Annotated in this window: 13 protein-coding genes; 4 read left to right on the forward strand and 9 right to left on the reverse strand. The window is 42.9% G+C overall.

Annotation, left to right across the window (positions count from 1 at the left end):
• Nucleotides 1–122 precede the first annotated feature (122 nt).
• The 4 genes from ABIB50_RS24545 to ABIB50_RS24560 all read right to left on the reverse strand — a co-directional run bounded on the left by ABIB50_RS24545 (nt 123) and on the right by ABIB50_RS24560 (nt 3,784).
• Complete coding sequence (locus ABIB50_RS24545; RefSeq protein ID WP_429384198.1) at nt 123–1,964, reverse strand: outer membrane beta-barrel protein; 1,842 nt, start codon at nt 1,962–1,964, stop codon at nt 123–125.
• Entirely contained in the window at nt 1,961–2,545 is a 585-nt protein-coding gene (locus ABIB50_RS24550; protein WP_429384200.1) for an RNA polymerase sigma factor, read from the reverse strand. The genes ABIB50_RS24545 and ABIB50_RS24550 overlap by 4 nt, the downstream gene beginning before the upstream one ends.
• A 147-nt stretch (nt 2,546–2,692) precedes the next feature.
• Nucleotides 2,693–3,463, reverse strand: a complete 771-nt coding sequence (locus ABIB50_RS24555) for a hypothetical protein (protein ID WP_429384201.1) — start codon at nt 3,461–3,463, stop codon at nt 2,693–2,695.
• Nucleotides 3,464–3,547: 84 nt separating this feature from the next.
• The gene (locus ABIB50_RS24560) at nt 3,548–3,784 is read right to left on the reverse strand and encodes a cytochrome b5 domain-containing protein (protein ID WP_429384203.1); all 237 of its coding nucleotides are present in this window, start codon (nt 3,782–3,784) and stop codon (nt 3,548–3,550) included.
• Nucleotides 3,785–4,112: 328 nt separating this feature from the next.
• Here ABIB50_RS24560 and ABIB50_RS24565 point away from each other — a divergent pair, with 328 nt between their 5' ends.
• Complete coding sequence (locus ABIB50_RS24565) at nt 4,113–5,882, forward strand: sensor histidine kinase (RefSeq protein ID WP_429384205.1); 1,770 nt, start codon at nt 4,113–4,115, stop codon at nt 5,880–5,882.
• Nucleotides 5,882–6,637, forward strand: coding sequence for a LytR/AlgR family response regulator transcription factor (locus tag ABIB50_RS24570; RefSeq protein ID WP_429384207.1), 756 nt, complete (start codon nt 5,882–5,884; stop codon nt 6,635–6,637). Before ABIB50_RS24565 ends, ABIB50_RS24570 begins: the two co-directional genes overlap by 1 nt.
• Before the next feature lie 40 nt (nt 6,638–6,677).
• On the opposite strand, the gene ABIB50_RS24575 is transcribed toward ABIB50_RS24570, so the two are convergent.
• The 5 genes from ABIB50_RS24575 to ABIB50_RS24595 are packed head-to-tail and all read right to left on the reverse strand — an operon-like array spanning nt 6,678 to nt 9,932.
• Nucleotides 6,678–6,980 carry a hypothetical protein gene (locus ABIB50_RS24575; protein ID WP_429384209.1) on the reverse strand — a complete coding sequence of 101 codons (303 nt, stop codon included), beginning with the start codon at nt 6,978–6,980 and terminating at the stop codon, nt 6,678–6,680.
• 11 nt (nt 6,981–6,991) lie between these two features.
• A complete protein-coding gene (locus ABIB50_RS24580) occupies nt 6,992–7,708 on the reverse strand; it encodes a pirin family protein (protein WP_429384211.1) in 717 nt (238 codons plus the stop codon).
• A 52-nt stretch (nt 7,709–7,760) separates the two neighbouring features.
• Nucleotides 7,761–8,351 carry a Crp/Fnr family transcriptional regulator gene (locus ABIB50_RS24585; RefSeq protein WP_429384213.1) on the reverse strand — a complete coding sequence of 197 codons (591 nt, stop codon included), beginning with the start codon at nt 8,349–8,351 and terminating at the stop codon, nt 7,761–7,763.
• A 17-nt stretch (nt 8,352–8,368) separates the two neighbouring features.
• Nucleotides 8,369–8,995, reverse strand: a complete 627-nt coding sequence (locus tag ABIB50_RS24590) for an alpha/beta hydrolase (protein ID WP_429384215.1) — start codon at nt 8,993–8,995, stop codon at nt 8,369–8,371.
• Between the two features lies 1 nt (nt 8,996).
• The gene (locus ABIB50_RS24595; RefSeq protein WP_429384216.1) at nt 8,997–9,932 is read right to left on the reverse strand and encodes a ring-cleaving dioxygenase; all 936 of its coding nucleotides are present in this window, start codon (nt 9,930–9,932) and stop codon (nt 8,997–8,999) included.
• Nucleotides 9,933–10,045: 113 nt separating this feature from the next.
• Between ABIB50_RS24595 and ABIB50_RS24600 the strand changes: the two genes are divergently transcribed.
• Together ABIB50_RS24600 and ABIB50_RS24605 are read left to right on the forward strand one after the other, a co-directional pair.
• Entirely contained in the window at nt 10,046–10,435 is a 390-nt protein-coding gene (locus tag ABIB50_RS24600) for a hypothetical protein (RefSeq protein WP_429384218.1), read from the forward strand.
• A gap of 207 nt (nt 10,436–10,642) precedes the next feature.
• Nucleotides 10,643–12,010 (forward strand): alpha-L-fucosidase, encoded by a 1,368-nt coding sequence (locus ABIB50_RS24605; RefSeq protein ID WP_429384220.1) that lies wholly within the window; start codon nt 10,643–10,645, stop codon nt 12,008–12,010.
• Nucleotides 12,011–12,044: the final 34 nt, after the last annotated feature.

A 12,044-nucleotide genomic window follows, 5' to 3' on the forward strand; every position in this document is an offset into this window, starting at 1 on the left:
TATTCTTTAACAACCTTGCCTTTAAAAATTTCATCGTGCTTCTTATTCATAAAAATGCCCCCAAATAGTGTCTAACTTTTTGGGGGCAGTCTATATGTCCCGCCTTTTCTGCTTTTAGCAAGCTATTTAGGTTTAGTTTTGTTTAGTTTAAAACCCAGGGTTATTTGCACGTGGTTTGCGCCAGAGGAGTAACTGCCTATCGGCGAGCTTATCTTATATTGTTGCAGCGCCCTATAATAAGTAGCTTCAAGCAGAAAACGATTAACACTGAGGCCAATGCCGCCTGAAACACCCAGGCTAAGTTTTTTGTTAAAAGTGGTTGTATTCACTGTATCTGCCAGCCTGTTTAAATACCCTGTTGTATCTGTTATTGAGCTTGCTGCGTTAATAGAGTTTACGCCATTAAATTGCTTTATCGGCAGGTTGATAACGGGGCCCGCTTTTACGCTAATGTTGTTGTTAACCTTGTAAACCAAATGCACCGGTACCTGGGCCGAGTATATTTTGCGCGAATCGTTAATTTTATAGGTTTGCTTAATCGTTTGGCCTGTATCCCCTTTGGTCACGTAAACATGGTTATAGCTGCCACTGGCAATAGTAGGTAACAGCAATTTAACCTGCATGTTAACCGCCCATTTGTCATTAAGGTTATAAGTAGCAAATAAACCGGTGTAAGCATCAATGGGCAGGGTGCCGTAAATATTTTTGTTTTGATCTTTAGGCGTAAAACTTCCCGGTGCATTTACGCCAAGCAAGATACCCCAATCTAAAGCGGAGGTGCCTTTTGTTTGATTTTTTGTTTTAACCGGTTTGGCATTTTTGTCTATCAGTGGTCCTGTTTTTTTATTTGAACCGGCCGGTAGGGGTGAGTTATTTGTACTTAATGCTGCCCTATTGTTTATTAAATTATTAGCCGTTAAGGCACCTGGTAAGTTGTTTGTAGCCAAAGATTGAAATAGGAGCGGGAGACTTTGGCGCCTGCCAAAAGTCAACAAATCAGGTCCGGCCTGATTAGCTTTCATCCTGTTTAACGGATCGGTACCCAAGGCACTCCGCTGCGAATGACCGCCGGTGTTATTTAAATTATTCAGTGCGCCGTTGCTGTTTAAACTACCGCGATGGCGACTGTTTATCAATTTTATGCGATTGTTTATTGCAGCGCCCGATGCTAAGTTTCTTGTGCTGTTAGCGCCTGTTTCGTTACGTGTAAGGTTGCCTGTATTTTCCGGTCTTGTAGGGTTACGGTTTGCAGGATTATTATTTGCCTTGGCGGTATTATTCTTTTCAATTGGGTTATTGGCACCTGTACTATTAACATGCAGCTTATCCGGTTTGTTAACACGTAAACCGGCCGCATTTTTCCCGTTTGCTGGTACATTGAGGTTTGACTTTTCAATGCTGTTTTTTGCCACGGTGTTATTGGCATTGTTACTATTAACATTCAACCTGCCCGTTTTATCAGCAAGTAAATTAGCAGGGTTTTCCCCGGTTGCAGCGCTGTTAAGCCCGGCAGTATTACCCGCTTTTGTCTCATCATTTACAGCTGATGAGTTGGTTATTTCCCGGTCAGCCAATGCGCCATCGGTTAAAGTCTCTTGTTGACCTTTAATATCTGATGCCGTATCTGCAGGGGAACTTAACAGGCTGTCTTTGGCTAAAGTATCCGTCCTCACTTTAATTTTATACGGCCTGTTATTTTTTATTGCTGTGCGATTTTGCAGTATTAGGTAAGTTATAGCTCCTGTAGCCAATAATGCTGCCATTACATACAGCAACTTAAATTTAGCTAAGCGCGATAATAATTGCGTACCCAAATTTGAACCACCTGCCGCCGCCGTAACAACAGGCATGTGCGTGTTTAAAAGGTGCTGCATTTCAGACCAGTCGGCTTGCGGATTAATATCCACGTGCAACTCACTGCGTTTTTGTTGCCAAAGCTTTAAGTGTTGATCCTGGTTACTCATTTTGCTTTGCCACTCCTTTCTGCCATCTGGCTGCTTTGGGTTGCTGATTCAAGCATCGCCCTTAATTTTCTTTTTGCTTCGGCCAAATGCCAGCGGGATGTACCCTCGCTGATGTTAAGCTGTTCGCCAATTTCTTTATGACTAAAACCATCAAGTACCGACAGGTTAAATACCGTTTGCGTGGCATAGGGTAGTAACCTGATGTTAGCTAATATTTCTTCAAAATATAGTTTCTCTAAAATGGCTGGCTGGATAAAAAAGTCATCCTGGTCCTGCTCATTCAATGTTAGCGAGGTGAATTTTAATTCCTTACGGCAAAGATCAATAGCAGTATATATCATGACCTTGCGTATCCATCCCCCTAACTCTCCCTTCTCTACATCAAAATTTTTAATAGACTGAAACACCTTTAAAAAACCAGAATTGAAAGCCTCTTTCGCCAACTCCTTATCAGGCAAATAGCTGTGGCATACCCGTAGCATATCGGCATAAAACAGCTTATACAAAGCTTCTTGTGCCGTGCGGTCGTTATTAATACAGCCTTTTACCAGTTGCCCGGTTTGGTGTTTAGATAGATTCATTCAAAATAGTCTCTCTGAAGTGCTTCTAAATAAGCTCTTCGAAAAGAATTTGGCAAACGTTGGGTCGAAATAAAAATATTTTTAAATATACAGGAGATCGGCCACGTTTTGCAGAACCGGCCTCCCGTATTCATTTTTTTACACGCTTTAGAACGTTACATGTTTTGATGTAAATGTAACCCCCGATGTATAATTCCAGGTTATATCCATAGCTGTATTAGTAAATATGACGGATCCTGTATAAGTTGTACCACCCTTTTTAATAATAAGCGGATAACTAACATTTAGCAAATAACGTTTGCTTGGGTCTGCATCCTGATCATAAGGAATGGTTACCTGCTGATAAGCGGTAGAGGTTGGCGGCAAGCAAAACTGGCCATCGGGCTGAGTAATATCACCAAAAATGATCAAGAAATTGTTGTTGGTACGATCTGTTTGAAGATTTACACCACCACTATTACACGCCAATACTTTTTGAATTTCTGCTGTCAGGCTGAAATAAGTGGAATCCATAGAAGGATTGCTTTTGCTTCTGTAATAATGCGGCGTTATAACAATATTAACATCAGTTAATGACACGTGTGTGGTAGTGCCATTGGCCCAGCACCCCACATAAATGGTAAGCGGTTTACCATTTACAGTTGCCGTAATGGTATACGCGCCATATTCCTGGAATGTTAAAATGATCTTATTGTTTTCTTTTTTAACGATGGTGTAAGTCTTAGGGCTGACATCCCAGGTTACTGTTTCGTTGTCGGCTCCCACCACAATCAATGAATCGGCTTCATTTGGATTAACGCTGGTTGAACTTGCTACCAATTTGCCCTGGTATTGCGGCGCAAGCGCCTGTTTATCGCAAGCCTCAAACGCCACTATAAATAAAAATAAGGCGAATAATAAATAAGTTAAGTTTTTCATCTGTTTGATTCTTAATGTGTTTTGCAATCTGTCTTTATTGCATCATCGCATTAAAAATGAAAAACGTTGGGTATGGCAGATGATTTATGCCAGCTTACCTATTGCATCAAAATTCTGAAAAACCCATTCATCGTGCGGGGCGTCGCCAAGCTCGTGGGTAAGGTCCTGGCCGGCCCAATGCTCGTAGTGTTTGCCATTGCGCCAAAGGCGGCTGCGGGTAACATCGTATATAAGCCCCTTGTACGCTATCCATACTTCGGGCTTGTCTTGCCCGTTGCGCAGGGCCAGTTGTGATTTGGTATATACGGGCAGATCGGTCATGTTGTTTTTTAGTTGATGTTTTAGCAGGGCTTTGGCATATAAAAATGCTTTTTTAGCGTTGGAGATCCGGATATTGTGATTTGAAATTTCAGTAACTTGGGTTCAAAAATACATATTTCAACCCGCCAACGAAACAATTTGCTTACTTTAGCTAAACGCGTTTTTTAAAAAGTAACTAAAAAGCACATCCCCTGAATAACCACCAAAACCACACTAAAAACCACCAAATACTACCCGGTTATTACCACATACTACCCGCGTATTGCCAGATAAGCACCATAAATAGATTTTTGTGAAGCATCTAAAAAAATGTGTAAACTTAAACTTTATGAGATATAAAAAATTACTACTGCTTATTTGGCTTATGGCGGGTTACGGCGCGTCAAATGTCGCGCTGGCGCAATGGGGGCACGAGCTGCAATTTCAATTTATTGAAACTGACCCTGCTACCAAAGTAGAACAATCCGTTCCCAACTCTTTTCACGACTCTTGCGCTTACCAGGTATTAAGTTATTTGCACCCTGATAGCAGGTTCCCTGCCCAAAGGCCGGTAAGCCCGATACTATTGGGTGTAAAGCTTAACCCCACTTTGAGACATTATTGGATGCCTGATGTGCGGATATTAAGCAAGTTTTACAGAAATTTTAGCATAGGCGATAGTTCTGAAGCCACGGTTATAGCAATCGGAATTACAAAGGATAATATAAAAGATTATAGGTATCGCGTTGTTGAAAATGACAGCGTAGAAGTGGTAAAATGGTTGGCTATTCCGTCGCTTGGGAAAAAATTTGGCGCTAAACGAGCTTACGGTTTTATAGGCAACTTTAAGGCGCTTAATAAACAGCTATTGATAGAGATAGTTAATGTAAAGGACTATAAAATTAGGGAAGGAGTTATATTTGATTGGCGTAAGATCTATCAGCCTGTGGTTAACCAAATATCCATCTTGACGCCCGATCCTTTTAAAGTGCATACCTATCCGAACGACCCTATAGACACTCATCCCAATTTTTTTAATATTAATGCCACTAAAGTAAATCGTGGTATGGCAACCCAATTTGATAAAAAAACCGGTTTGCCAACTGACATGAAATTTAACGTTGATAGTGTTAAGTTTATCAACCTGTATCTTAAAGATCATCCCGCAATAACTTATACTATTTTTATTTTAAGAACGGCAAATGGCAAATCGGACACCACAATGATAGCCTATAACTTTGCTGATAATATGTTCCCGGTGCATGGCAAATTCTTTAACCAACCCGGCAAATATCAGATCATCGTACAGCGGGCCAGTGGGAGTAACAGAGCGGAATGGTCTGATAATGAAACGCTCCGCATCCCGTTCGAAGTTAAGCCACCGCCCTTAACACAAAAAAAAGTCTCTATTAAATACCTAATACCTTACGCAATTGCAGCCCTTACCGGGGTTGCAATTTTGTTTTTTGCATACCGCCGTCAAAGTAATATCAAACTGCGCCGGGCTGCGCAGGAGAAAGAGATAGTTGGATTGAAATTACAGTCGATACGGGCACAGTTAAACCCGCACTTTATGTTTAACTCGTTAACGTCTATCCAAAATCTCATCAATAAAAATAACATAACCGGAGCCAATTATTACCTGTCTAAATTCGCGGGGTTAACCCGCCAGGTTTTAGACAGCAGCAATGAAGAGGTGTTAAGCCTTGAAGATGAACTTAACGTGCTGAACGATTACCTGCAAATGGAACAGCTGCGGTTTAATTTTAAATACGAAATAAAGGTAGATGAGCAACTGAACCAGGCTAATGTAGAAATACCCGCCATGTTGTTACAACCCTTTGCCGAGAATGCTATTAAACACGGCATAGCCGGTTTAAATGTTGATGGTATGATCGCAATAACAATATCCGGCGAAAAGAATGATTTGATATTAGCTATAAACGATAACGGTGCGGGCTTCGTAAAAACCGACCAAGCAACAGGCTACGGCATAAAATTAAGTAAGGATAGGGTAGCACTGTTAAACCAGATCTATAAAGATCAAAACGTAACTTTGGATATCAAACCAACACAACAAGGCACTACGGTAACCATCCGCTTATCAAACTGGATATAATGAGTATTAAAGCTATAATTATTGATGACGAGGTAAATAATATCGAGAACCTGCAGATCATTATTAAAGAATATTGTACCGGTGTTGAGGTGATAGAAACGGCGCAAAATGTAGACATGGGATTGGAGTTGATAAATGCTCATAATCCTGACCTTGTTTTCCTGGATATCCAGATGCCGGGCAAGTCGGGTTTTGATTTGCTTACCGCCTTGCCCAAAATACATTTCGAGATTATATTCATTACCGCTTATGACAAATATGGTATCCGTGCCATCAAGTTTTCGGCGCTGGATTATTTGTTAAAGCCTATTAATATCGAGGAGTTTAAAACGGCCATCGCGAAAGCAAAAGAAAAAATAGAAGCTAAGAAGCAAAACCTGAATATTGAGAACCTGCTGCAATACCTAAAAGCCGGCAACCGCGAGGTGCCCAAGATAGCCTTGCCTACGCTAAAGGAAATAATGTACGTAAAGGTTACCGATATCATCCGTTGCGAGGCCGCCAATAGTTATACCACATTTTATCTGCAAAATAACGAACAGGTGCTGGTTTGCAAAACCCTAAAAGAGTTTGCCGAGCTGCTGAAACCGCATAACTTTATCCGCACCCACCAATCGCACCTGGTAAATATTAATACCATTAAAAGCTATTTAAGCGAAGATGGCGGAACACTGTTATTGAACGACCTGCAAAAGGTGCCTATCTCACGGCAAAACCGCGAGCTGGTTAAGCGGGCTTTAAGTGGTGGACTGTAGCAGTTAAGAAAAACCTTATTGCCCGTTAAGCGTCTGCGTTTTACTGTGTCAGCCCTCTTAACCCTAACGCCTGGTAAACCTCTGCATACAACAACCCGCTACCGCCGCCATAATGTTGTACCACCGGCACAGTAAAATAATCGTTTACCTGTTGTGCCTCAGCCGTGCTTAGCCCGGCGCCCAACAATACTACCTGGCAGGCAACCGACTTGTTGCAATCAATCGCTTCATCGGCCGAGAAAGCCAGGGTGCCGTTCCAGTCGGGCTTATTGTTAATGAGCCTTAAAATGGTTTTCATTATTTCCGGATGTTTGCCAATAACCAATATCTCTACCTTTTCCATATCAATCAGGGTTAAAATTCCATAGGGACTTCCATCAACAGAAACTCAGCGTCGTCTAAAACATCGATGTTGAATTTGTCGGTATCCCAAATACCAAATCCGTCACGGGTAGCCAAAACCTGGTCGCCAATTTTTACCGATCCGCTTAATACAAATACATAAACGCTGTTGCCTTTTGCTTTTAGCTGGTAATCTGTATTCAGTCCTTTATCGAAATTACCCAAATGGAACCACGCGTTTTGATAGATCCAAACGCCGGCATCGTCTTTATTGGGCGATAACACCTGTTGCAATTGGTTATGCCTGTCGGCTTTATTCAGCGTGAGCTGATCGTATCTTGGCTCAACATCCAGTTTATCAGGATACACCCAGATCTGCAAAAACTGTACAGCATCGTGCTGGTCGTCATTATGTTCTTCGTGAAAAATGCCGGTACCGGCACTCATTACCTGGATATCGCCATCGCTTATTACAGCCTCGTTATCCATGCTGTCCAAATGTTTTAAGCCACCTTTTAGGGGGATGGAAATGATCTCCATATTATCGTGCGGATGTTCGCCGAAGCCTTTGCCGCCATCAACAGTATCGTCATTCAAAACCCTTAGCGCGCCAAAGTTCATGCGCTTAGGGTCATAATAACCACCAAAACTAAAAGTATGATAACTCTTTAGCCAACCCAGGTCGGCTTTACCGCGGGTATTAGCCGCGTGGTATGTTGTTTGTGCCATGATACAAATTTACACCAGGCAGCGTTGGCAAAACTTAATGTAGATCAAGAAATTACTTTTTGTCTTTCAAAAGCATTTTATGTTGCATCCGGCTAAAAAACTCGGGCGTAACGCCGATGTATGAGGCGATTTGTTTTTTGGGTAAGGCGTAAATGAGTGTAGGGTAGCGGCGGCAAAAATTGTTGTAGCGCTCCCCGGCTGTGAGGCTTAAAGTATCCATCAGCCGTTGTTGGGCCGATACCAGCGAGTTCTCGGTGATGATACGGAAAAACCTTTCGAACTTGGGGATATCATGATACAGCTTTTCCTGGTCGGTTTTTGATAAGAGCAGTACTTCGGTTTCGTCCTGCGTTTCTATATTCAGGATGCCCGGTTTTTGCGAAAGCAGGCTATACATATCTGCAATCCACCAGCCAACGGGGGCAAAATTAAGTACATGTTCCAGTCCGTTTTGGTCTATAGTATAGCCGCGCAGGCAGCCTTTAACAACAAAAGTAGAGTTTTTGCAAACCTGGCCTTCCTCCAAAAGCAGCTCTTTGCGTTTAAATGACTTCGGCTTTAGCAGCGATAAAAAATGCTGCTCTTCATCGGCTGAAAGCTGTATATGACGGGTGATGCTATCTATGATCAGGTTGCCTTGCATCACCCGAAAGTACAGTTTTATTGCGCAAATACCAAGGTATTGGCAAGCTCAATTTCGGGTTGGGTTATGGTATGCGGCCGGCCATTGTAAACCTTAACGGTAACATTGGCACCCATAGATTTTAAAATAACCGCGCTTTCTTCAACCCTGCTCAACGGCACGTGCGGATCAGGGTCGCCGGTGTTAATGAGTACGGGCGTGTCATTAAAGTCGCCTTTGTAATTGGCAGTCGCTAATTGCTGACCTATCAAGCCACCGGTGAAGGCAACCGCACCACCGTAGCGCTGTGCATTACGCGCTATGTACTCTAACGTTAAACAAGCACCTTGCGAGAAGCCTGTGAAGTAGATCTTGTTTGCAGGTATGCCCGCTACGATGATCTCGTTAACCGCATAACCAATAACTTCCAATGCCGAATCTAACGCCGGCTGGTTATCTGCTACCGGCTGCATAAAGCTATAAGGGTACCAGCTATTGTTGGTGGCCTGCGGGGCAACGATGGCCATGTCTTCCAGGTCAAACCCGCCGGCCAGCGAGATGATATTTTGCGCCGTACCGCCGCGGCCGTGCAGCATAACCAGCGCACCCTTAGCCTGCGCTAAAGGTGTACCGGTGGTGATTATATTTTTTGAGTGCGTGTACATATTAATATAATTGAGGTAGATTTTTTTCTATTGCTTCGCGATTACTTTCGTATTGTGCGGGCAGCATCAGGTGTGTTCCTAATTCGTCGGCCGGTTCGTCAACATCAAAGCCCGGGTTATCGGTAGCTATCTCAAACAAAACACCACCCGGTTCGCGGAAGTATAGTGAGTAGAAATAGTTACGGTCTATCTTATCGGTAATGTGCAAACCAAGCGCTTCAATTTTTTCCCGGTATTCCATCAGCGTTTTTTCATCGCTAACCCTAAAGGCAACGTGGTGAACAGAGCCACCGGCCACATGTCCTGCTATTTCGCCGGCTACTTCAACCAGGTCAACTATATTGGCATTTTCAACTGTATCGGTTATAAACCTGGCGCGGTTAACGTTTTGCTCCAATAGCTTGTACCCAAATACATCAGTTAATATTTTAGCTGTAGGCTCCATTTTGTTTGTAGTGATGGTAATATTATGGAAACCTTTAATAGCGTTCTCCGCCTTGATCTCGTTGGTTTCCCAACCTGTACGGCTATCAGCATTTTTAGCAACGGTAAGTTCCAGTTTCAAACCGTCGGGATCAAGGACGGTTAAGTATTGCTCGCCAAACTTTTCGGCTACTTTGTTGTGGATGATGTTATGATCTTCCATACGTTTCTGCCAGAAATCCAAACTGCCTTGCGGAATAGAATATCCTATCTCGGTAGCCTGGCGTGCACCACGGCGGCCCGCTGTTATACCTTCCCAGGGGAAGAAGGTTAAAATTGTACCCGGCGCGCCGGTTTTGTCGCCATAATACAAATGGTAGGTGTTTGGGTCGTCGAAGTTCACGGTCTTTTTAACCAGGTGCAAGCCCAACGTTTCTGTATAGAATTTAACGTTGCGTTTAGCATTGCCGGCAATAGCGGTTATATGATGTATGCCTTTTATTTGATTTTCCATTTTTTGCTTTTGTTTAGTGATTGTGATACAAATATACAGCGGGTTTTGCCGGGGAAACTTGATGTAGGATAAGAAATGAGAAACCAAATGCCCTCTTAATTGTACTAACAGATATGATGCCGTTATCCACCCAGGTTGCCTGGCTTTTTCTGTTAGCTATCCCCGTTGCCTGCATTGCCTGGACGGTTACGCACGAGGAGATCTTTAGAGAGCCGCACGACTATTGCGTGAAGCAAAGCAAGCAACGCAAAACCTTGTTGGGGCGCAAATTCTTTTACCTTTTTACCTGCGAGTATTGCTTTAGCCATTATGTAACGGTATTTATACTGATCCTTACCGGGTATAAGTTTTTGATTGACGACTGGCGGGGTTACCTGCTGGCCGGTTTCAGCATAGTTTGGATAGCTAATATTTATATGAGCTTGTTTGGGCTGATCCGTATCGATCTGAAAAAAGAACGGCTGGAAGCGCAGGAAGAGGAAGAACGACTTAATAAAAAATAGCCTGTTTAAGGGCTCTTTCTACAAAATATGCCAAAATAGCTTAATGAATAGGCAATAACATGAAATATTATTAAGGTTTTATCTGCTTTATTTGGTAAACCAATTATCAATCTCTAACTGATAATACAAAATAATAAGTAACCGCTGAACTGTCATATAAATGACGACAGTATTGCTGTAAAAATGTTAACCTGTAAACGTAAAGTTATGATGAGCAAAAAACTACACCTCGTATTATTGATCTTATGCCTGAACTTTTTTGGCGCGAAGGCCCAAAAAATGATCGGAACAGAAACCGACGCGCAAAAGCAACAGCGAATGAAATGGTGGACCGACGGCCGTTTCGGTATGTTTATTCACTGGGGATTATACGCGGGTGCCGCGCGCCACGAATGGGTAAAACATAACGAGGCGTTAAGCAACGAGCAATACCAGAAGTATTTTGATCAGTTTAACCCGGACATGTTCGATCCGCAGAAATGGGCCAAACAGGCTAAAGCTGCCGGTATGAAATACGCCGTGCTAACCAGCAAGCACCATGAGGGTTTTTGCCTGTTCGACTCGAAATTTACAGATTATAAAGCTACCAACACCCAAGCCAAACGCGACCTGATCAAAGAATACGTCGACGCTTTTAGAGGGCAGGGGTTGAAGGTAGGTTTCTATTACTCATTACTGGATTGGCACCATCCCGATTATACAATGGATGGTATCCACCCACTGATGCAAAAAGATAAAAGCGAAGCTAATTACGAGCGCTTGAATAAAGGCCGGGATATGGCTAAATACAGGCAATATATGCGCAACCAGATAACCGAGTTATTAACCAAGTACGGTAAAATAGATATTTTATGGTTAGACTTTTCGTTCCCTAACAAAAAGGACCCGAAGATGGGTAAAGGTAAAGATGACTGGGGCTCGGTTGAGTTGTTAAAGCTGATACGTAAACTACAGCCCGGCATTATTGTAGATAACCGCCTTAACCTTGAAGAGTATAAAGATGGCGCCGACTTTGAAACACCTGAACAGGTAAGTACTAAAGAGCTGGCTAAATATCGCGGCAAGGTATGGGAGACCTGCCAAACGTTTTCGGGCTCATGGGGATACTACCGCGATGAGAACTCGTGGAAAACACACCGCCAGTTGCTTGATTTGTTGATCACGTCAACCAGCAACGGTGGTAACCTGATCCTGAACGTGGGTCCAACAGGCCGCGGCGAGTTTGACTACCGCGCAACCAACGCTTTAGATAGCATGGCCTATTGGATGCATGCCAACAGCAAAGCCATATACAATTGTACCTATGCGCCAAACACCTACGCGGTGCCAGAGGGTTCTAAGTTAACCTACAATCCAACTACTAAAAAGCTGTACGTGCATTTATTTGACTACCCTACAGATGGTAAACTGGTGCTGCCGGGTTATAACGGTAAGATCAAGTACTCACAGTTTTTGAATGATCACTCAGAGGTGATAAATAAACAATCGACATCAAACACTGACGATCTGATAGTGACGTTACCAAAGAAGAAGCCGCCTTATGAGATCCCGGTTATTGAGCTTGATTTGCAATAATCCGTAAGAGTTTAAGACGACTATAAACCGAGGG

Source organism: Mucilaginibacter sp. UYCu711, from assembly GCF_050433825.1.
Lineage (GTDB): Bacteria > Bacteroidota > Bacteroidia > Sphingobacteriales > Sphingobacteriaceae > Mucilaginibacter.